This is a genomic window from Kitasatospora sp. NPDC088783, assembly GCF_044750705.1.
Taxonomy (GTDB): domain Bacteria; phylum Actinomycetota; class Actinomycetes; order Streptomycetales; family Streptomycetaceae; genus Kitasatospora; species Kitasatospora fiedleri.
Map to the genome: position 1 here is coordinate 176959 of NZ_JBIVKJ010000001.1, position 21893 is coordinate 198851.

11 protein-coding genes are annotated in these 21893 nt (G+C 74.8%); 4 read left to right on the forward strand and 7 right to left on the reverse strand.

Going from position 1 to position 21893, the window contains the following annotated elements; translation table 11 throughout:
- Positions 1–5: 5 nt before the first annotated feature.
- The 4 genes from ACIP60_RS00710 to ACIP60_RS00725 all read left to right on the forward strand — a co-directional run bounded on the left by ACIP60_RS00710 (position 6) and on the right by ACIP60_RS00725 (position 12791).
- Positions 6–6974: a toxin glutamine deamidase domain-containing protein gene (locus tag ACIP60_RS00710; RefSeq protein ID WP_400678689.1), complete on the forward strand. Its 6969-nt coding sequence runs from the start codon at positions 6–8 to the stop codon at positions 6972–6974.
- 194 nt (positions 6975–7168) lie between these two features.
- Entirely contained in the window at positions 7169–7555 is a 387-nt protein-coding gene (gene paaI / locus ACIP60_RS00715) for a hydroxyphenylacetyl-CoA thioesterase PaaI (RefSeq protein WP_400678690.1), read from the forward strand.
- A gap of 188 nt (positions 7556–7743) precedes the next feature.
- A complete protein-coding gene (locus ACIP60_RS00720) occupies positions 7744–11907 on the forward strand; it encodes a molybdopterin-dependent oxidoreductase (RefSeq protein ID WP_400678691.1) in 4164 nt (1387 codons plus the stop codon).
- Between the two features lie 146 nt (positions 11908–12053).
- Entirely contained in the window at positions 12054–12791 is a 738-nt protein-coding gene (locus ACIP60_RS00725; RefSeq protein ID WP_400678692.1) for a ferritin-like domain-containing protein, read from the forward strand.
- A gap of 52 nt (positions 12792–12843) precedes the next feature.
- On the opposite strand, the gene ACIP60_RS00730 is transcribed toward ACIP60_RS00725, so the two are convergent.
- Genes ACIP60_RS00730 through ACIP60_RS00760 form a run of 7 tightly spaced genes read right to left on the reverse strand, consistent with a single transcriptional unit; the run spans position 12844 to position 21823 of the window.
- Positions 12844–14106 (reverse strand): phenylacetate--CoA ligase family protein, encoded by a 1263-nt coding sequence (locus ACIP60_RS00730; RefSeq protein ID WP_400678693.1) that lies wholly within the window; start codon positions 14104–14106, stop codon positions 12844–12846.
- 12 nt (positions 14107–14118) lie between these two features.
- On the reverse strand, positions 14119–14958 hold the full coding sequence (locus tag ACIP60_RS00735) for an SDR family NAD(P)-dependent oxidoreductase (protein ID WP_400678694.1): 840 nt from the start codon (positions 14956–14958) through the stop codon (positions 14119–14121).
- A complete protein-coding gene (locus ACIP60_RS00740) occupies positions 14955–16409 on the reverse strand; it encodes an MFS transporter (protein ID WP_400678696.1) in 1455 nt (484 codons plus the stop codon). The genes ACIP60_RS00735 and ACIP60_RS00740 overlap by 4 nt, the downstream gene beginning before the upstream one ends.
- Positions 16406–17617, reverse strand: coding sequence for a phenylacetate--CoA ligase family protein (locus tag ACIP60_RS00745; RefSeq protein ID WP_400678698.1), 1212 nt, complete (start codon positions 17615–17617; stop codon positions 16406–16408). The genes ACIP60_RS00740 and ACIP60_RS00745 overlap by 4 nt, the downstream gene beginning before the upstream one ends.
- Positions 17614–18678 (reverse strand): RimK family alpha-L-glutamate ligase, encoded by a 1065-nt coding sequence (locus tag ACIP60_RS00750; protein ID WP_400678700.1) that lies wholly within the window; start codon positions 18676–18678, stop codon positions 17614–17616. The genes ACIP60_RS00745 and ACIP60_RS00750 overlap by 4 nt, the downstream gene beginning before the upstream one ends.
- The gene (locus ACIP60_RS00755; protein WP_400678702.1) at positions 18675–20114 is read right to left on the reverse strand and encodes a KamA family radical SAM protein; all 1440 of its coding nucleotides are present in this window, start codon (positions 20112–20114) and stop codon (positions 18675–18677) included. Before ACIP60_RS00755 ends, ACIP60_RS00750 begins: the two co-directional genes overlap by 4 nt.
- Entirely contained in the window at positions 20114–21823 is a 1710-nt protein-coding gene (locus ACIP60_RS00760; protein WP_400678704.1) for a class I adenylate-forming enzyme family protein, read from the reverse strand. The genes ACIP60_RS00755 and ACIP60_RS00760 overlap by 1 nt, the downstream gene beginning before the upstream one ends.
- Positions 21824–21893 lie beyond the last annotated feature (70 nt).

Here is a 21893-nt window from a genome sequence, read left to right on the forward strand (position 1 = left end):
CCACGATGGCTGTCGAACTCCCGGAGCCCCTCCAGTGGGTGCTCCTGCTGCTCGCGGGCTGCCGCTGGCCGGAAGCCGACGAGGACCAGCTCCGCGACATGGCCGAGCACTGCCGCAGGACCGCCGAGGGGCTCAAGGACGCCGCACGGGGCGCGGACACCGCGATCAAACGCTCCCTGGACGGCCAACAGGGCAACGCCGCCCAGTCGTTGGGCACGTACTGGGTCAACTTCTCGGTCGGCAAGGGCACCGAGAACGACCCCGGTCGGCTGGGCGGCACGGTCAACGCGCTGAACGGCATGGGCGACATGCTGGAACAGATGGCCAACTCGGCGGAGACCGCGAAGATCCAGATCGTCGTCCAACTCGGCATCCTGGCCTTCGAGATCGCCACCGCCGAGGCGGAGTCCGTGGTCACCGCCGGAGCCTCGATGCTCCAGGTGCCGGTGATGGTCCAGACCCAGCGGCAGATCGTCATGGGCATCCTGAAGAAGCTCGCCGTCGAGATGGTCAAGATGGCGGCCAAGCAGGCCGCCCAGATGGCCGCCATCAACCTGCTCGCCCAGGGCATCGAACTCGCCGAGGGCCACCGCAAGAGCATCGACATGAAGGAGGTCGGCCAGAACGCCCTCGGCGGCGCGATCGGCGGCGCCACCGGGCACCTGCTCGGCGCGGGCATCGGCGGCATCGGCAAGAAGCTCGGCATGGAGGCCGCACTGGGCTCCACCGTCGGCAAGATGGGCACCGGCGCGGCGGTCGGCGTCGGCGCCGACGCCCTCACCCAGCTGATCACCACCGGCGAGGTCGACGGCTCCTCCCTGCTCGGCTCCGGCCTGTCCGGCGGCGCGGGCGCCGGCCTGCACGCGGCCGGAGCCGCCGCCAGGGCCCACGGCAACGCCCCCAAGCCGGGCGAGGGCCCGCACCTCGACATCCCCGGCCCCGCCGCCCCCGGCACCGGCGGACGCCAGGACGGCCCGCCGCCGTCCTTCGTCAAGCCCGACTCCGCCGGTGGCGGCGAGAACAGCTATCACGGCCCGGAGGGCAACGGGAGCACCGGTTCGACCGAGACGGGTTCCGGCAGCGGCAGTAACGTCGGTCCCGGCAGCGGCACGGGCACCGGCAGCGGAAAGCCCGGCGACCTCGCCCCGTTCGGCTCCGGCCGCACCGACACACCCCCGCCGTCGTACGCCGAGGCGACCGGCAGCCACACCGCCCCGCCGCCGTCCCACCACGAGGCGACGGCCGGCACCGGCAGCACGAGCAGCACGGGCAGCCACGACACGCCCGGCGGCTCGGGCCGTCACGACGTCTCCCCGCCGCCGTCGTACGCCGAGGTGGCGGGTGGTGCGGGTCGTCACGACGCGTCGCCGCCGTCGCACGCCGACACGCCCAGCGGCTCGGGCCGTCACGACGTCTCCCCGCCGCCGTACGCCGAGGCGACGGGTGGTGCGGGTCGTCACGACGCGTCGCCGCCGTCGTACGCCGACACGCCCAGCGGCTCGGGTCGCCACGACGTCTCCCCGCCGCCGCCGTACGCCGAGGCGACGGGTGGTGCGGGTCGTCACGACGCGTCGTCGTCGTCGCACGCCGACACGGCGGGCGGCTCGGGCAGCCACGACGCGCCCAGTGGTTCCGGCCGTGCCGGTGACGTGCTCCCGCCGTCCCACGGCGGGGCGACGGGTGGGTACGACAGCCCGTCCGGCCACGAGTCGGGCGGTTCGCACGGAGCGGCACCGTCCCCGTCCCCGTCCCAGCCGAGCGTCCGTCCGGATGTCCAGCCCGTCCACGGGACGGACGCCGCGCAGGGCGGCTCGCCGGAGCACGCGTCCCCGTCGGGCGGTCGGCAGGAGGGCGTCCCTTCACGGGAGTCGGACGCGCCCCGGCCCGTCTCCGCGCACGCCGCCGACCCCGCTGCCACCTCGGGTGGCGGTGCGGGCGCGGTGCCCAACCTCGCGGGGGCCGCGCACATCGACGCCGGGTCCCGGTTGGCGGGTGCCGGAGCGACGGCGGTCCGACCGGCGCAGCCGGACGCGGCGACGGGGGCGGGGTACCCGGGTGCCGACGCGGCGCCTCCGACGGGGGCCGGTGCGCAGTCCGGTCCGGCGCAGGTGCCGATGACGGGCGGCCTCGGAACCGTCCCGACGGATGCCGGTCACACCGGCGGCGGTGGCGGCCACCAGCCGTCGCGCCCGACCGCACCGGGCCCCGTCCGTCCGGAGCCGTCCGCCCGCCCGTCCGGCCCGTCCGGTGCCACGGAACGCCCGGTCGGCGGTTCGATCCGCCCGGACGCGGGACGCCCCGACCGCCCGTCCGCCGACCACTCGCACACCGACCACACCGACCACGCCGGCCGCGCCCCGAAGCCGGAGGCCGTCCGTCCGGCGGACGCGGACCGGCTGCGGCGGGAGTTGCCCGGCATGTCGCCGCGCGAGCGGGCCCAGGAGATCGCCAACCTCAGCCCGGAGAACCGGCGTTGGCTGGCGCGTGACCCGCGGACCGTGGACGCGCTGCGCGACGGGCTGCCGCCGCACGAGTTCGCCCGGACGGCGTCCGAGCTGATCGTGCACGTCGATCCGCGGGCCGAGCGGGCCGCGTCCGCGCGGCTGGAGGCGCAGCAGCAGGTCGCCCGGATGCTCCGGGACCCGGACACCGCCGCGCGGTTGCTGAAGAACGGCGCGGACGTGGTGATCGTGCCGAAGGACGTCCGGATGACCGACGTGCCGAGCCTGCACGAGCTGCGCACGGTGCGGAACGACTCCGAGGCGGCGGCCGGCCGGGCGTACGACGACATGCGCGGTTCGGGCGGGCGGCACGCGGCCGTCACCGAGGAGAACCTGCTCGGCGAGGACACCTCGATCGGGCACGGCGGCCACTACGAGGACGGGTACTCCACCACCACCCACGAGTTCAGCCACACCCTGCACCGGCACGGCCTCGACGAGGCCGGGCAGCGGCTGATCACCGAGACCTTCCGCAGGAAGGACGCGGACCCGGACGCGGTCTGGCCGGACGGCCCGCGCCACGGCGCGAACGGGGAGAAGAACTACTCCGCCCGGGACGAGCAGGAGTACTTCGCCCAGCTCACCAACGCCTACCTGGGCACCAACCACGGCACCGACCCGTACACCGGCGCGCCGCGCAACAACGGCGCGGACTGGGTGCGGCGCAACGAGCCGGAGATGCTGCCGCTGCTGGAGAAGCTGTACGGCCCGGCCCCGGACAGGCAGGGCGGGGCCAACCCGGTGCACGCCACCGCCGCCGAGAACGACATGTACGCGGGCCTGCGCGAGTTCACGGCCCACGTCGAGGGCAACGACGCCAGCACCGCCGAACCGCACCCGCACCCGCACCCGGACCCCGAACCGCACCCGCACCCGGACCCCGAGCCGCACCCGCGTCCGGAAGCACCGGCGCGGTCGCACCCGCAGCCGGACGGGGCCCCGCGCCCCCGGGCCGCCGACGGCGAACTGCCCGCGCCGCCGCCCGAGCAGTCGAGGCCGAAACCGACGGTCAAGCCGCTGCACGAGGCGCCCACCGCCGCCGAGTTGGCGTTCCTGCACGCCCACCCGAGCGGTGTGGCGCTGGTGATCCCGCCGACCAGGAGCGCGTTCGACCTCGGCGTGAACCGGCTGGCCGACAAGTTCCGCAGGACCCCGGACGACCCGCGGCTGGAGCTCGTCAACTCGCACCTCCCGGTGCCGTCCCCGGGCGGGAACGGCTCGGTGACGCCGGGGGCGAACGGCAAGCCGGACGTCCGGTACAGCCGCAAGGACCACGCGCTGAAGGTGCAGCAGGACCCGCTGACCTTCACGACCGTGTACAAGGAGTTCAACCCCTCGACGGTCCCCGTCCTCCGGGAGCACGTGCCGAACTCCATGGTGATGCCGGGCAACCAGGTCCTCGCGGCGGGCAGCCGGCTCGACTACCGGACCGAGAGCCACCACGCGCAGCAGGACGTCCGCCGCAACATCCTGGAACGGCAGGCGTACCAGGACGCGCGGACCGCGTGGCAGCCGGTGCCCGAGGCCCGGGTCGCCGACCGGCTCTCGGGGTCGCCCTCCGCGCTGGACGGCGTGCAGCGGCTGCTCCAGGACCACGGCGGCATCGTGCTGGGCGAGAAGCACGGCGACACGGCCAGCTGGGGCTTCCTCCACGACAACATGGCGGCGCTGAAGGCGGCGGGCGTCGAGACCCTCTACCTGGAGGCGCTGCGCGACGAGTCCGCGCAGCACCTGCTGGACGCCTACCTGCACGGCCCGGCCGACGCCCCGATGCCCCACAACCTCGACCGGATGGTCGCCGCCTACGACGACAGGTGGAACAGCGGCGACGGCTCCGCCGGGGCGAACCAGAACGGCGGCAAGCTCCGCCGGACGCTGGAGGCCGCGAAGGCGCACGGCGTCGACGTCCGGGCGGTGGACGGGTACCCGGCGTCGGCGGACACCCAGAGCTCCGACGCGGCGAAGGAGAACCGCGCCCGGATGCTCAACTCGTACATGCGGCACACCATCGACACCCACCAGCGCCCGAACAAGTACCTGCTGGTCACCGGCCTCGCCCACGCCTACGACCACCCGGTCGGCAGCGGCGCCCCGATCCACGGCGTGGCCGACATGCTGGGCGTCCCCCGGGTGAAGCTGACCGACCCGTCCGGGGAACTGGCCGCCTACCGGACACCGCCCGGCGAACTCCGGCTGAGCCCGCTCGACCCGACGCCGACACCGACGCCGACACCGACTCCGACTCCGACTCCGACACCGGCGACCGGGCACCAGCCCGCCGCCGACCAGCACGCCACCACCCAGCCCGCGGACCTGGCCGCCGCACCGCCCCCGCCGCCCCCCGCGGCGTCGCACCCGTCCCCGCCGTTCCCGCCGCCGCCCCCGCCGACCGGCACCGCGCGGTCGGCCAAGCGCGCGCTGCCCGACGACTCGGCGCCGCCCTACGATCCCACCCCGCCCACCGAATCCGCGCCCCGCACCGAACCCACCCCGCCCACCGAGCCCACCCCGCCCACCGAGCCCGCCCCGCCCGTCGAACCCCCGGTGAAGCGCCGCCGCACTCCCGCGTACGAGAACGACCCGGCGGTGCTGGCAGGGCGCGGCTTCCGGGCGGTCGGGCCCGAGCACCCGCTCGCGCACGAGCTGGTGGACTACCTGGGCGGCGAGCCGAAGCTGCACCCGCCGATGAGCAACACGCTGCTGCAGAAGGTGAATCCGCACGAGGCGCCGGTCCACCAGAGCCCGGACGCGCCCCGGCCGGGCCGGGACCTGAACGCCTGCCTGGAGAACGTCGAGGCGTACCGGGACACCCACTTCGGGCGGCCCCGGGTCTCCGGGCAGACCCTGCACGGCGAGGTCGAGCACGCGGGTGGCGACGCGCTGTGGAAGCGGCACGACGCCCCGGCCCGCTTCGGTGAAGGGCCGGGCGCCGTCAAGGAGTTGACGGCTCGGGTGGAGGCCGGCGGCCCGGGCAGCTTCGCCACCGTGATCGGTGCCGGCCCGCACGGCGACGGCCACGCCGTCGCGCTGGTCCACGACCGCGACGGCACCCTGCGCTGGGCCGACCTGACCGACCGCCGGGTCAGCACCGCCCAGGGGCGGCTCCCCGGGGGCTTCGGCGAGGACTGGACGCTCTGGGCCTCCGTCGCCGGCCCGCACGAGCAGAACCTCTCCGGCCCGCACGACCCGGCCTTCATGGACCGCTTCGGCACCCTGACCGCCCACGGCACCGACCCGTCCGACGGCATCGGCGTCAGCCACACCGCGCCCGCGGGGGCCGCCACCGCGGGGACGTTCTCGCCGCTGCCCAAGCTGCCGAAGCCGCCCTTGACGCTGAAGTTCCGGGGCCAGTACGACCAGGAGGTGCGGAGCCGGAAGAACGCCGACCAGGACCTGGACCGCGCCGCCGACGACCTGCGGGACCTGATGACGCGGGACCACGTCGACCACCACCGCGGCCGGCGCGTCGGCGACGTGATCGAGCTCGGCCCCGCGGGCGACCCCGACGTCACCTTCGACGTGCGCACCCGGGAGTTCTCCTCCAAGCTCGACCCGACCACGCTCAGCGACCGCTATCCGGGGGTCGCCGGTCCGGCCCGCAGACTGCTGGAGAACGGTCTGCGGCGCAGCGGCGGGACCGTCACGAACGGGCACCTCCTCGGCGACTCCGAGTTCCTGGCCGCGTACGGGGCGCAGGACCCGGCCACCCGGGGGTACTGGCACGAGCAGGACACCCGCCTGGAGGAACTGGACGCCCTGGCCGCGGACCTGGCGGCCCGCCGGTACTCCGGTCGGCCCGCCCCGGACGCCGTGGGCCAGTTGCTGACCCCCCAGGCGGACGCCGTTCGGCACGCGCAGGACCTGCTCGGGCAGCACCAGGGCTTCGTGCTCGGCGAGAAGCACGGCGACCCCGCGACCTGGACCTTCCTCCGCGACAACATGGCGGCCCTGCACGCCAACGAGGTCAGGACGGTGTACCTGGAGCAGTTCCGGGACGACGCCTTCCAGCGCGAGCTGGACGACTACCTGGCGGGGGACGGCACCAGGAGCGCGCTGTTCGAGCAGATCGTCCGGCGCCAGAGCGGCCGCAACGCCGACGCCGTCCTGGACGTCCTCGAGCAGGCCAGGGTCAACGGCGTCGACGTCCGGCTGATCGACGGCTACCCGGCCCGCAAGCCGAAGGACCCCGTCCCGCCGGGACTCCCGGTGGACCCCAACCTGTACCAGCGGGCCCGCCGGATGAACGCCTACGCGCACGAGGTGATCAACACCCACCGGGAGGAGCGGGGAACCGCGGGCCGGTACCTGGTCGTGGTCGGCGCGCACCACGTCGGCACCCATCCGGCACCGCCCGGCAGGCCGCCGGCCCCCGGCATCGCGGACACCCTGGGCATCCCCGGAGTCCGCTTCCGCCCCGGCCCGGACGGGCTGGCGGCCCCGGACCCGTTCCTGTCCATGGAGCCGGTCCAGTAGCCCGGTGCCGCCCGTCCCGGCCCGGTCTGCCCGTCCGGCCCGTTCTGCCCGGCTTGCCCGTCCCCGTCCCCGTGCCGTCCTCGGACGGGACGGGGACGTCATTGACAGGCCGTCAGCGCGGTCGGTCTAATGCTGCTTCGCCGAATGACCAGCTCACCGGGGGAGCCGTCGTGGGACGTTCCAGGATCGACGCAATGTTCGAGCGCGACCGGGCCGCCGGCGGGGCGGGCATCGTGCTCGAGGAGGTGTCCGGAGGGCGCGCGGTGGCGCGGATGAAGGTCACCGAGGAGATGGCCAACGCGCACGGCATCGGGCACGGCGGGTACGTGTTCCTGCTCGCCGACGCCGCCTTCTCCTACGCCTGCAACAGCTACGGGCCGGTCGCGCTCGCCCAGGGCGCGCAGATCAGCTTCCTGGCCCCGGCGCAGCTCGGCGACGAGCTGGTGGCGGAGGCCGTGGAGCGGACCCTGGCGGGCCGGCAGGGCGTCTACGACGTCACGGTGCGGACCGCCGCGGGCGCGGTGGTCGCCGAGTTCCGGGGCCAGAGCGTGCTGGTCGCCGGGGTGCCGCACAGCAGCTGAGCCGCCGGGGCCCGCGGGTGCGGGCGGCCCCCGTGGACGGCCCCCGGCGGGGCGCAGGGGCCCTCACCGGGCGGTCCGCCCCGCTGTGCGGCCGGTGTAACCGCGGGCCGTGCGCCGCGGAGACAGCCGCGAAACGCGCCCTTCCTACAGTCGCCGCAGGCAGGTGCAGGTCGAACGGAAGGGCTCCCGTGGCCGGACAGGTGGCGCAGGACGCAGCGAAGCCGCAGCGACCGGGGACCGGACAGGTCAGGTCGGTCTGCTCCTACTGCGGGGTGGGCTGCGGCCTGCTCCTGGACGTCGGCACCGGCCCGGACGGCCGCCGCACCGTGCGGAAGGTCTCCGGTGACCCGGACCACCCGGCGAACCGGGGCCGGCTGTGCACCAAGGGCGCGACCACCGCGGACCTGCTGGCCGCGCCCGGACGCCTGACCACCGCCCTGGTGCGCACCGTCCGCGGCGAGGACCCGGTGCCGACGCCGGTTACCGACGCGATCGCCGCCACCGGGCGGCGGCTGCGGGCGATCGTGGACGAGCACGGGCCGGACGCGTTCGCGCTGTACGTGTCGGGCCAGCTGAGCCTGGAGGCCCAGTACCTGGCCAACAAGCTCGCCAAGGGGTACGTCCGGACCAACCAGATCGAGTCCAACTCCCGCCTGTGCATGGCCAGCGCGGGCACCGGCTACAAGCTGTCGCTGGGCGCGGACGGCCCGCCCGGCTCGTACCGGGACCTCGACCTGGCGGACGTGTTCCTGGTGATCGGCTCCAACACGGCCGACTGCCACCCGATCCTGTTCCTGCGGATGATGGACCGGGTCAAGGCGGGCGCCAAGCTGATCGTGGTCGACCCCCGGCGCACCGCCACCGCCGCCAGGGCCGACCTGTTCCTGCAACTGCGCCCCGGCACCGACCTGGCCCTGCTGAACGGCCTGCTGCACCTGCTGCACGCGGACGGGCACACCGACCCGGAGTTCATCGCCCGGCACACCGAGGGCTGGGAGGCGATGCCGGAACTCCTCGCCGACTACCCGCCGCACCGGGTCGCCGAACTCACCGGCCTGGCCGAGTCCGACATCCGCCGGGCCGCCGAACTCATAGGCGAGGCGGGGGAGTTCACCAGCCTGTGGACGATGGGGCTGAACCAGTCCACGCACGGCACCTGGAACACCAACGCGCTGGTCAACCTGCACCTGGCCACCGGCACCATCTGCCGCCCCGGCAGCGGCCCGTTCTCGCTGACCGGCCAGCCCAACGCCATGGGCGGCCGCGAGATGGGCTACATGGGCCCCGGGCTGCCCGGTCAGCGCTCCGTCCTCGCCGCCGCCGACCGGGAGTTCACCGAGCGGCTGTGGGACCTGCCGCCGGGCACGCTGCGCGCCGACGGCGTCGGCAGGGGCACCGTCGAGATGTTCCGGAGGATGGCCGACGGCGAGATCAAGGCGTGCTGGATCATCTGCACCAACCCGGTCGCCTCGGTCGGCAACCGGCGCACCGTCATCGAGGGCCTGGAACGGGCCGAACTCGTCGTCACCCAGGACGTGTTCACCGACACCGAGACCAACGCCTACGCCGACGTGGTGCTCCCGGCCGCGCTGTGGACCGAGACCGAGGGCGTGCTGATCAACAGCGAGCGCAACCTCACCCTGGCCCGCCCCGCCGCCGACCCGCCCGGCGAGGCGCTCCCGGACTGGCGGATCATCGCCGAGGTCGCCCGCGCCATGGGCTACTCCGAGGGCTTCGACTTCACCGACGCCGAGCAGGTCTTCGAGGAGCTCAAACGGGCCCACAACCCCGTCACCGGCTGGGACCTGCGCGGCGCCTCCTACCCCCGGCTGCGCGACACCCCCGTCCAGTGGCCCGCCGCCGACCCCGAGGGGCCCGACCGCAACCCGATCCGCTACCTGCGGCCCGACGGCACCCCGCGTTTCCCCACCCCCTCCGGCCGGGCCGCCTTCCACCCCCGCCCGCACCTCGACCCGGCCGAACTCCCGGACGACGACTACCCGTTCGTCCTGAACACCGGCCGCCTCCCGCACCAGTGGCACACCCTCACCAAGACCGCCAAGGTCGCCAAGCTCGCCAAGCTGAACCCGTCGCCGTTCGTCGAGATCCACCCCGAGGACGCCGCCGCGCTCGGCATCGACGAGGGCGACGGCGTCGAGGTCTCCTCCCGGCGCGGCCGGGCCGTGCTGCCCGCCAAGGTCACCGACCGGGTGCAGCGGGGGAACTGCTTCGCCCCGTTCCACTGGAACGACCTGTTCGGCGAGTACCTGTCGGTCAACGCCGTCACCTCCGACGCCGTCGACCCGCTCTCCTTCCAGCCCGAACTCAAGTACTGCGCGGTGGCGTTGACCAGGGTCCCGACGCCCGCCGTCACCGCGCCCATACCCGCGCCCGCGCCCGTACCCATACCCGCGCCCGCGCCCGTGCCCGCCGTCCCGCTCGCCGTTCCGGTGGCCGCCCCCGGGTCCGCCGCCGCGGTGTTCGGGCTGGACGCCGCGCCCCCGCCGGTCCTCGCCGAGGGCGAACGCCGCTACCTGGCCGGCTTCCTGGCCGCCATCCCGACCGGACGGCCCGGCGTGCCGGTGCTCCCCGCCGACGCGCCGTTCGACCCCGGGCACGCCCAGTGGGTCAACGGCGCCCTGGCCGGCCTGTACTCGCGGGCCGCCGAACCCGCCCCGGCCGCGCCCGCCGCGCCGACCCGGCAGCTCATCGTGCTGTGGGCCTCGCAGACCGGCACCGCCGAGGAGTTCGCCACCACCGCCGTCGCCCGCCTCACCGCCGACGGCCACCCCGCCGCGCTGCACGCGATGGCCGACACCGACCCGGCCGCCCTGCCGGGCGACGCCGACCTGCTGCTGATCACCTCCACCTACGGCGACGGCGACGCCCCCGACAACGGCGCCGGCTTCTGGGACGCCCTCACCGCCGACCGCCCCGCCCGACTCGACGGCCGCCGCTACGCCGTCCTCGCCTTCGGCGACTCCAACTACCAGGACTTCTGCGGCCACGGCCGCCGCCTCGACACCCGCCTCGCCGAACTCGGCGCCCACCGCCTCGCCCCGCGCGCCGACTGCGAACCCGACTACGAGCGCACCGCCGACGGCTGGCTCGACAGCGTCCTGACCGCCCTCGGCCAGGCCACCGCACCCGCCGTCCCCGCGCACCCTGCCCCCACCGCCCCCACCGCCCCCACCGTCACCACCGCCACCCCCGCGGCCCCCGCAGCCCCGCGCCGCAGCACCGTCCCCGTTCGGCTGGCCGGCAACCGCCTGCTCTCCGGGGCCGGTTCGGGCAAGGAGGTCCGCCGCTTCACCTTCGACACCGGCGAACTCGGCCTCCCGCTCGACTACGCGGCCGGCGACGCGCTCGCCGTCCACCCGGTCAACTCGCCCGCTCTGGTGGACGAATGGCTCTCCGTCACCGGCCTGTCCGGCGACAGCGCCGTCACCCTCCCCGGCCCCGGCGAGCTGCCGCTGCGCGAAGCGCTCGCCCGGCACCTCGACATCACCAGGGTCAGCCCCGCGCTGCTCCGCTTCACCGCCGAACGCACCCGCGACGAACGCGAGTTGCGCGCCCTGCTGCGCGCCGACAACACCGACGCGCTGGCCCGCTGGACGTGGGGCCGCCAGGCCGTGGACGTGGCCGCCGAGTTCGCCGTCCGGGCCTCGGCCCAGGAGTGGGCCGAGGTGTTCGGCAGGCTCCAGCCCCGCCAGTACTCGATCTGCTCCAGCCCGCTCACCGACCCCCACCAGGTCTCGCTCACCGTCTCGGTGGTCCGCTGGGACAGCCTCAAGGGCCGGCCGCGCGGCGGCGTCTGCTCCACCCACCTGGCCGACGCCGAACCCGGCGCCACCGTCCCCGTCCACCTCCAGCGCTCCCCGCACTTCCGCCCGCCCGCCGACCCCGCCACCCCCATGGTCATGGTCGGCCCCGGCACCGGCGTCGCCCCCTTCCTCGGCTTCCTGGACGACCGCCGCGCCCGCGGCCACCGGGCCCCCAACTGGCTGTTCTTCGGCGAGCAGCACGAGGCCACCGACTTCTACTACCGCGAGGAACTCGCTGCCCACCTCGCCGACGGCACCCTCACCCGCCTCGACACCGCCTTCTCCCGCGACCAGCGCGCCAAGGTCTACGTCCAGGACCGGATGCGCGAACACGGCCACCACCTCTGGTCCTGGCTCCAGGACGGTGCCCACTTCTACGTCTGCGGCGACGCCTCCCGGATGGCCAAGGACGTCGACCGCGCCCTGCGCGACCTCGCCACCACCCACGGCGGCCTCACCCCGGCCGACGCCGCCGCCTACGTCAAGTCCCTCGCCGCCGAGAAGCGCTACGTCCGCGACGTGTACTGAGCGAGGCCCGCGCCAGCTATTTGAACGCGTTCAGGAGTGCGGTAGCGTACGGGTCGGGCGCCGCCGAACCGTGGTGTTCGTCCCGGTATGCCCGCGTGCCGTCGGCGCGGCGGGCGCAGCACAGGCACGAGAGCGGGGGCGCAGCCATGCCCGGAAGCGGATTCGGTGAGTGGGTGGCGGAGTTCGAGGCGGAGCGGGCGCGCCGGGAGTGGATCGCCGATCCGGAGTGGGGGCACGGGGTGCGGCTGCCCGCGGTGGTGGCGCGCAGCCTGCAGAAGTTCCAAGTGGGGGAGAACGGGGACGGGGCCAACCTGCGGGCCAAGGCCGACCTGGCGGGGGACGCGGAGTACTCGGCGGCGGTGCGGCTGTTCGTCGCCGAGGAGCGCAACCACGCGCGGCTGCTGGCCGAGCTGCTGGGCGCGGCCGGCGTCCCGCTGCTGGACGGGCACTGGAGCGACGGGATCTTCGTCCGGGTGCGCCGACTGCTGGGCCTGCGCACCGAGTTGATGGTGCTGATGGTCGCCGAGCTGGTCGCCGTCGAGTACTACCGCAGCCTGCGGGACGGCCTCGCCGACCCGCTGGCCCGCGAGGTCACCGACCGGATCCTGCGCGACGAGCGCCGCCACATCCCGTTCCACGTCCGTCGGCTGCACCAGTCCGCCACCGAACTACCGCCCGCCGCGCGGCCGTTCATGAACCTCGCCTGGCTCCTGCTGGCGCTGGCCGGCGCCCTCTTCGTCGCCGTCGACCACGGACCCGCCCTGCACGCCGTCCGGGCCTCCCGGACCCGCTTCCTGCTCGCGGTCACCCGGCACGCCTGGTCGGTCGGCGCCCGGATGACCGCCCGCCCCGGGCGGGTCGCGGCGGACCCGCTCACCGAGTAGGGCGGCCACCCGTCGGCGCTGCCGCCGGTGCGCCGCGCCCGGGCCGGGGCGGTCAGTGCGCGGGACGCTCGTCGATGACCTGGCGGAGCTTGCCGGTGCGGGGGTTGGTGACCAGCTCGCCGCGCGGCACCCATTCGACCCGGAGCGGGTGGATCGCGCCGATCGCGGTCTCGGAGACGTACGCGGGCCGGGCGTCCAGGACGGCCTGCCGCAGTGTCTCGGTGAAGGCGGCGGAGGGCGGGGCGTCGGTGGTGTGGCCGAGCCGGATGACCAGGCCGTCGCGGCCCTCCCAGCGGCGTTGGACGAACTGGAGGCCGGTGATGCGGTGGTCGGGGTCGTGGGCGAGCAGCACGTCGCGGACGTCCTCGGTGGGCATGGTGACGATGCCGATCCGGGCGCCCTCGGTGGAGCGGCCGAGCAGCCGGAAGGTGCCGCGCTCGGTGTCCGTCCACTCGGCGCGGTCGCCCGCCGGGTAGCGCAGGATCGGCACCAGGGTGCGGAACAGGTTGGTGACCACCACCCGCCCGGGGACGCCGGGTTCGGTGATCGGCTCGCCGGTGGCGTCGTCGACGAGTTCGACCACCGTCCGGTTCGGGAAGGCCCGGTGGACCCGCAGGTCGTCCCCGGCGGGCACCGGTCCGGCCACCAGCCCGGCGTCCACCGAGGCGTAGCCGATCGAGGAGAGCGCGGCGTTCGGGAAGGCCGAACGCAGCAGCGGGCGAAGGTCGTTGAAGAGGATGTCGCCGCCGAACAGGATCAGTTCGACCTGCGGGGCGGGCCGGTCCTGCTTGAGCAGCGTCTCGGCGACGGCGGACAGCTTCATCGGCTCGCCCGCCAGCACGTCGACGCCGAAGGAGTGGATCAGGTCGGCGACGTACTCGTCCGGCGCGGTGGCCACCGGCAGCCGGACGTTGTCGATCGGCGCGTGGTGCAGGGCCCCCTCGATGAACAGGAAGCCGCTGTAGAACTCGCCCGCCCGGAACAGGTTGGCGACCTTCTGCCCGGGCTTGAGCCCGGCGTCGACCAGCCCGGCGCCGAACGCGCTGACCGAGTCGACGTGCTCGGAGCGCGTCCACGGCGAGAACTTGGGCGCGCCGGTGGTGCCGCCGGACTTGTAGACGGCGGCGTCGGTGAGCGGGCCGGTCAGCAGTCGGTTGTCGGGCCAGCGGTTGGCCGACCAGAACGCGACGTGGTCGATCAGGGGCAGCTGGGCGAGCGAGGTGACGACGGCGGGCACGTCGCGGTACAGCTCGGCGTAGAACGGCGAGTGCCGCCGGGCGTGGTCGACGAGCGCGTGAAGTGGCAGTGCGGGCATGGCGGTTGCTCCTCAGGGCAGGGGGTTCAGGCCGATCCAGTCGTGGGCGAGCCGCTGGACGGCGCTGCCGTCGCGGTCGGCGAGCTTGGCGTCCAGGTAGGCCGCCGCCCACGGCCCGGTGGGGATGCGGAACGGCGGCCGCTCCTCGGCCAGCGCCCGCAGCACCGCCTCGGCGACCTCCGCGGCGGGCTGCCCGGCGCCCGCCCAGTGCGCGCCGATCCGGGCGCCGTACGCGGCGAAGGTCTCCGCGTACGGGCCCGAAGCGGCCTGCACGGTACGGCGGTTGACGTCCGGGAAGATCCCGAAGCGGGTGTCCGGGACGTAGCCGGGCACCAGCACCGACACCCGTACGCCGTGCGCGGCGGCGACCGGGGCGAGCGCCTCCATGAAGCCCTCGACGGCGAACTTGGCCGCGCAGTACGCCTCGTTGAAGGGCTGGCCGACCACGCCGTGCACGCTGCCGATGGTCAGCAGCCGCCCGCCGGAGGCGCGCAGCAGCGGCATCGCGGCCCGCGAGACGGCCACGGTACCGAAGAAGTTCACCTCCAGGTTGGCGCGCAGCGCCTTCGAGGTGGACATCTCCAGCGTCGGGTCGAAGTTGGAGATCCCGGCGTTGTTGACCAGCGCGTCGAGCCGCTCCAGCCCGGCGAAGCAGTCGGCCACCGACTCCTCGTCGGTGACGTCCAGCCGCCGCACCCGCGCGCCGGGCGCGGCGGCCCGCAGGGCGTCGGCCCGCCCCGGGTCGCGGACGGTGGCGACCACCGCCCAGCCCGCCCGGTCGGCCGCCGCGGCGGTGGCCAGCCCGATGCCGGAGGAGCAGCCGGTGACCAGCAGCACCTGGCGGCCCGTCACTTCACGACCTCCGCGGGCTCGGCCGGGCCGCCGGCCCCCGCCGGGCCCGCACCCTCCGCCGGACCGCCCGCCTCCGCCGGACCGCCCGCCTCCGCCGGACCGCCCGCCTCCGCCGGACCGCCCGCCTCCGCCGGACCGCCCGCCTCCGCGGCGCCGTCGGCCTGCGCCGAACCGCCGTCCTGCGCCGGCCCGGCGATCCGGTCCACGGCCTTCGGCAGGTCGGCGTCCATCCGGGACTGGATGCCGAGCGCGGGCAGGAAGGAGCAGGCGGCCAGCAGGGTGCCGCCGACCATGGTCCAGCGGGCCGCGTCCAGGACGCCGAGCGGGCCGGTGAGCAGGGAGACGGCGAGGCCGCCGGCCAGCGCGGCCAGCGGGATGACGCCCCAGGTGGCGGTGCGGAAGGCGGCGTGCATGACGCCCTGGTGCTGCGCGGACATCCGGGACTGCCGGGCGGGCGCGGAGCACACGTTGATGCAGGACATGAAGAAGCCGTAGCAGCCCATGGTGGCCGCGATGACCAGCCCGGAGGGCAGCGCGGGCGCGGCCAGCACGCCCAGGCCGACCAGGCAGTGCAGCAGCAGCGCCCAGGCCAGGGTCCGACCGATGCCGAGCCGTTCGCCGATCTTCGGGGCGACCAGCGCGCCCAGCAGCGCGCCGACCGCGGCCGTGGACATCGCGGCGCCGTAGACGCCGACGGTGACGCCCAGGCCGCGGTAGGCGAGCACCGGCATGACGGTGACGAACACCGGGCCGCCGGAGTTGAGCGTGACGGCGGCCAGCACCACCCGGCGCAGCACCGGGTCCTGCCAGTTCAGCCGGAAACCGAGGGTGAGCCGCTGCCACACCGAGCCCTGGGCGACGGTCGGCTGTCCCCACGGCCGCATCCAGCGGAAGCAGACCGCCGAGACCAGGTAGCTGGCGGCGTCGACCAGCAGCGAGGCCGCGCCGAGCGCCGCGTACAGGGCGGCGGCGATCGACGGCCCGGAGACCTCGGCGACCGAGCCGCTGCCCTCCAGCCGGGAGTAGGCGCGCACCAGGTGCGGCTGCTCGACCACGGCCGGGACGGCCACCAGGTAGCCGACGTTGAAGAAGATCGTGGCGCCGGAGACCGCCGCCACGCAGCAGAACAGCAGCGGCGTGGAGAGCAGGTCCAGCCAGTACGCGACCGGGATCACCGCGACGGCCGCCAGCCGGACCAGGTCGCAGGCGATCAGGGTGCGCCGCTTGTCCCAGCGGTCCACCAGGACGCCCGCCACCGGCCCGAGCAGCGGGATGCCCAGGTACTGGGCCATCGCCACGACGCCGACCTGGAACGCGGAGGCGTGCAGCACGAAGATCATCAGGGTCGGGACGACGAACACCGTCACCCGGTCGCCGACGTTGGAGACCGACTTGCCGAACCAGAACAGGTTGAACGCCCGGCCCAGCTGCTCGGGGCTGCGCAGTTTCACAGTTCCTCCCGGACGGCGAACCCGGCGGTCTTCCCGGTGCGGTCGTTGCTGATCAGCGCGTCCACCACCCGGACCCGCACGTTCTCCGGGTCGTGCACGAAGGCGGTGCTCAAGGTGAAGGTGGCGGACAGCAGTTCGCGCCGCAGCGCGTCCGGGTCCGGCAGCTCGCCGAGCACCAGGACGTCCACCCCCTTGGCCCGGCCGCCCTGTTCGGTGACCAGCACCTGGGCCCGGGTGACGCCCGGCTCGCGCTCGACCCGGGCCAGCAGCTCGTCCACGTGCAGGCCCAGGCCGCGGACCTGCACCACGTTGTCGCGGCGCCCCAGCACCCGCATCGCCGGGCCCGGCCGCCCGCACGGGCAGGGCACCAACTCGCCCGCGTCGCCGGTGCGGTAGCGCAGCACCGGGTTGAGCATCGCCGGGTCCAGCGAGGTGAAGTCCAGCAGCCCGTCCGCGCCGACGTGCACCAGCTGGTGCGGGAACGGGTGGAAGGTGTCGGCCGGGCAGTCGGGGGAGTTGGAGCCCACCACCCAGGTCTCGGTGGAACCGAACATGCCGTGCCGGCGGGCCTTCGGCGCGACGGCCGCCAGGTCCTCCTCCAGCTGCGGCTGCCACGCCTCGCCCAGCCACAGCACCTTGCGCAGCGAGGGCAGTTCGATCCCGGCGGCGCGGGCGTGCGCGAACCACAGCCGCAGCACGCTCGGGGTGCCGCCGATCGCGGTGACCCTCCGGTCGGCCAGGAAGCCCAGCCACTCCGGGTACTCCTCGGCCGTCACCGACCCGAGCGCGATCACCCGGCAGCCGGACAGGTCGGCCAGGCCCGCCGCCAGGAAGTGCGCGCCCCACATCCGGCCCGCGCCCCAGGCGTTGACGAACACGTCGTCCCGCTCCAGCGGCTGCCAGTGCTGGTGCACCTTCGCCATGTAGAACCCGGTCGGCGCGTAGCCGACCTTCGGCGCGCCGGTCGAACCGCCGCTCTGGAACAGCCAGGTCGCGCCGCTCTCGGCGGCCGGCTCCAGGTGCGCCAGCGCCGTGTTCAGGTCGTCCTTGGCCAGCGGCGGCAGCGCGGCCAGCTCCGCCAGCGAGGACGGCGCCACCGCGTCCGCGTACCGCTCACCGAACTCCGGTACGCCGCGCAGCAGTTCCAGCGTCCGCCGGGCCACCGCCAGGCCGTCCGCCGCCTCCGCTTCGGTGAGGGAGAAGGTCATCGCCGCGCACCGCCGTCCACGAGACCGTCCGCGAGACCGTTCGGGAGGCCGTTCGCGGGGCCGTGCGCCGGGCCGCCCCCGCCCGCCAGGAAGGCCGCGTGCGCGTCCCGGTAGGCGGCGAACCGGGCCCGGGTGACGTCCCGCTGCACCGGCCGGCCGGGATCGTCCAGGTCCGGGGCGATCACCCCGTCCGGCTCCAGCTCGGAGAACCAGAACCGCTCGCCGTCGTGCAGGAAGTCCACGCAGAAGAACGGGATCGGCAGCTTCTTCGCGAAGTAGCCGGTGGCGTCGACCAGTTCGGGCGGGACCTCGCAGAACTCCATCGAACCGCCCCGGCTCGCGTTGGCCACCGGCGAGCCCGCCTCCGGGGTGCGCCGCAGCGCCGCGTACGGCCGCCCGTCGATCACGTACACCCGGTAGTCGACCGTGCCGTCCCCCAGGTACGGCTGCGCCACCAGCACGGTGTCGCCGCCCTGGGCCAGGCTGGCCAGGCCGCGCACGTCCTCCCGGGAGCGGGCCAGGCAGATCCCGCCGCCGCCGCACCAGCCGGACGGCTTCACGATCGCCGGGAAGGTCAGGCCGTCCAGCGCCGCCTCGTACTGGTGCTTGGAGACGTCCCGGCCGGAGCCGATCCGCACCGACGGGACGGGCGGCACCGGCGAGTCCGCCAGGAACAGCACCGTCGCCAGCTTGTCGTTGCCCAGCAGCGACACCTGCGCCGGGAACGGCAGGTAGAACCCGGCCTGCTCCAGCACCGCGCACAGCGTCAACTGGTTGAACACGTCCATCGACTGGTACGGCAGCGAGTACAGCGCCGTGATGAACAGGGTGTCCCCGGGCGTGACCGGCTCGCCGTCCACGTACACCCGCGGCCGGCCCGGGTCGGTGCCGTCCACCGTCACCGCCTCCGGCGCGTGCATCGTCCACGCCAGGCCCAGCTCGGCGGCGATCTCCGCGTACATGTCCCAGAAGTAGTGCTTCCACATCGCCCCGGACCGGCTCGACTCCCGGTCCGGGAAGATCCAGCACATCCGGCGCAGCGGCGCCTGCGGCTCGCTCACTCGCTCTCCTCCAGTTCGCTCAGGTCGAATTCCCGCTCGGCGCCGGCCCGTTCGGCCCACCAGGCGCGGCCCTCGGGCGGCAGCGTGTCCACCGGGTCCACGTACGGGTAGCGGTGGTCCAGCCCGTCCCCGCCGCCCGGCCCCCCGGCCCCGCGCAGCTCCAGTCCGGTGCGGTAGTTCTTGGTCCAGTACGAGATGCCGCGGACCCGGTCGTAGCCCACCGCCTGGTGCACCCAGCGCTTGCCGACGTGCGGCACGTCCGCGACCAGCCGGGGCGTGGCGTAGCCCGGCAGGTAGCCGAGGATCGCCTCCTGGAGGCGCTGCGCCGCGGCCAGCGGCAGCCGCCAGTGCTCGGCGTTCGGGATCACGTCGCACAGGTAGAAGTAGTAGGGCAGGACGTTGGCCTCGCCCTGCAGCGCGAAGCACAGGTCGAGCAGCGCCGCCGGGGTGTCGTTCACGCCGCGCATCAGCACGCCCTGGTTGCGCACGTCCCGCACGCCCGCGTCCAGCAGGGCCCGGGCCGCCTCCGCGACCAGCGGGGTGACGGACGCCGCGTGGTTGGCGTGGGTGTGCACCGCCAGGTTGACCGAGCGCCGCGCGGCCAGCCGGGCCACCCGCTCCACCCCCGCCAGCACCCGGGGCTGGAGCCAGTGCTGGGGCAGGCCGACGACCGCCTTGCTGGCCAGCCGGACGTCCCGCACCGAGCCCAGCTCCAGCAGCCGCAGCAGGAACGACTCCAGCCGGGGCCACGGCACGTTCGCCAGGTCGCCGCCCGACACCACCACGTCCCGCACCGACGGGGTGCGCTTGAGGTAGTCGAGCATCTGCTCCTCGCGGTCCGCCGGACGCAGCACCAGCCGGGTCTTGGCGACCTGCGGGGTGGAGCGGCCCACCAGGTCCATCCGGGTGCAGTGCCCGCAGTACTGCGGGCAGGTGGACAGCAGCTCGGCCAGCACCTTGGTCGGGTAGCGGTGGGTCAGCCCCTCCACCACCCACATCTGCGCCTCGTGCAGCGAGTCCCTGGCCGCCAGCGGGTGGCTCGGCCAGGACGCCAGCCGGTCCGCGCGCACCGGCAGCATGTAGCGGCGCACCGGATCGGCCAGGAACGCCTCGGTGAACGCGCCCGGCACCAGCGGCGCCCCGACCGCCATGGTGTTCAGCATGTGCGGCGGCACCAGCACCGACATGGTGGCGAACTCCCGCTGGTCGGCCGCCAGTTCGTCGTAGAACCGGTCGGTCAGCAGCGGCCCGAACACCTGCCGCAACTGCCGCTCGCCCTGCACGCAGTGCGCCCGCTGCCACTGCGCGTCCCGCCACTGCGCGGCCGTCACCTCCCGCCAGCCCGGCAGCCGCCGCCAGTCCGGCTCCACCAGCGGCTGCCGCACGTACTGGTAGGGCTGTGGCGGCGGCTGACCGGAGCCGCTGTGCCGCTCCATCAGGAGACTCTCGACGTGAGCAGGCCGGCGTGCCGGGTGCGCAGCTCCCGCTTGAGCACCTTGCCGGTCGGGCCGAGCGGGAAGTCGCCGTCCGCGCGGGCCACCAGCAGCGCGGCCAGCTCCGCCAGCCCGGCCCGGCCGAGTTCGGCGTTGGCCGCCTTCAACAGCCCGGCCTCGTCGGCGGACCCGGCTCCCGGCTGGAGCCGCACCACGGCGATCGGCCGCTGCCCGCCGTCCGGGTGCGGGACGCCCACCACCGAGCAGTCCTGCACCAGTTCGGCGCAGTCGGCCAGCAGCACCTCCTCCAGCGGCAGGCTGTACACCGGCCCGTCCAGGGTGTCGATCACGTCGACCGTCCGGTCCAGGTGGAAGAACCGGCCCTCGGCGTCCCGGCGGGCGACGTCGCCGGTCAGCCAGTACCCGGACAGGTGGAAGCTCTCGGTCAGCCGCGCGTTGTTCCAGTACCCGGGCGTGATCGAGGGCGCCCGCACCGCCAGCAGGCCGACCGCCCCGACCGGCAGCTCGGCCCCGTCCTCGTCCAGCACGGTGGCGTGCTCCACCACCTCGGACGGCTTGCCCACGCAGCGGTCGGCGCGCTCCGTCTCCGGCGAGGTGACCTGCCCGAACAGTGCCATGCCCATCTCGGAGGAGCCCAGCCCGTCCACGAACTGCGAACCCGGCAGCGCGGGTTGCTCGGCCTTCTCCTGCGGGAGCAGCCACGGCCGGATCAACCCGGCCGGGCGCTCGCCCAGTCGGACCAGCCGCCGGACGTGCCCGTAGTGCGCGCTGTCGCCGGTGTTGAACCAGGAGTGCACCTTGGCGGCGCCCCTCACCGGCAGTTCGCCGGTCGCCAACTCCACGAAGGTGCGCGGGAAGGAGGCCACCATGGTCGGCTGGAACGCCTCCATCACCGGCTCCACCACCGACCGCCGCCAGCCCGCCATCACCACCGTCGGCAGACCCAGCAGCGTCGCGGTCAGGAAGTAGCTCAGACCGCCCGCGTGGGTGTGCGGCATCAGCGACATCAGCCGGTCGGACGGCTCGGCCGGGAATCGGACCATCCGCGGCTGCTTGCCCTCCCAGAACTGCCGGTGCGCCAGGATCGTCGACTTCGGGGTGCCCGTCGTCCCCGAGGAGTGGATCAGCGCCACCACGTCCTCGGCCGCGTGCCGGTACGGGTACTCCGCCGGCAGCGGCGCGGCGGCCGCGTCGAACGCCTGCACCTCGGCGGTCAGCGCCAGGAACCGGGGCCGGCGCTGCGGGTCCTGCCGGTACGCGGACGCCAGCCGGGTGGTGTCGTCCGCCACCACCCCGACCACGCCGACGTGGTTCAGGTACCGCACCATCACGTCCGGCCGCATCGCGTCGTTCACCAGCGCCGGGACGGCCCCCAGCGCGGTCAGCGCGAAGAAGTGCAGCAGCGGCTCCAGTCCCTCCGCGACCACCACGGCCACCGGCTCGCCCGGCCGCACCCCCATCGCGTGGTACCAGGCCGCGTACCGGTCGCGCAGCGCCACCAGGTCCAGCAGGCTGTGCCCGACCAGCACCACCTCACCGCGGTGGTCGAGCCGGTGGGAGAACGCGTACGGCACCGCCCGGTTCGGGTTCGCCTCGACCGCCCGGTCGAGGAAGTTCCCCGCGCCGAGGTCCGGATCGGTCATGAACCGCTCCCGGACGGACAGCGGGGCGAGGGGCGTCTGGTCGCTCATGGGGGTCTCCAAGCAGGACGGGTCGCCGGGACGGCCCTCGTGGGGCGTGCACCGGTCCGGGGGAAAATGG

What these genes read in the sequence shown, in the direction of transcription:
- paaI (WP_400678690.1), top strand. Translation starts at nt 7,169, where the DNA reads ATGTTCGAGCGCGACCGGGCCGCCGGCGGGGCGGGCATCGTGCTCGAG.
- ACIP60_RS00730 (WP_400678693.1), bottom strand. Translation starts at nt 14,106, where the DNA reads ATGCCCGCACTGCCACTTCACGCGCTCGTCGACCACGCCCGGCGGCAC.
- ACIP60_RS00710 (WP_400678689.1), top strand. Translation starts at nt 6, where the DNA reads ATGGCTGTCGAACTCCCGGAGCCCCTCCAGTGGGTGCTCCTGCTGCTC.
- ACIP60_RS00760 (WP_400678704.1), bottom strand. Translation starts at nt 21,823, where the DNA reads ATGAGCGACCAGACGCCCCTCGCCCCGCTGTCCGTCCGGGAGCGGTTC.
- ACIP60_RS00745 (WP_400678698.1), bottom strand. Translation starts at nt 17,617, where the DNA reads ATGACCTTCTCCCTCACCGAAGCGGAGGCGGCGGACGGCCTGGCGGTG.
- ACIP60_RS00755 (WP_400678702.1), bottom strand. Translation starts at nt 20,114, where the DNA reads ATGGAGCGGCACAGCGGCTCCGGTCAGCCGCCGCCACAGCCCTACCAG.
- ACIP60_RS00725 (WP_400678692.1), top strand. Translation starts at nt 12,054, where the DNA reads ATGCCCGGAAGCGGATTCGGTGAGTGGGTGGCGGAGTTCGAGGCGGAG.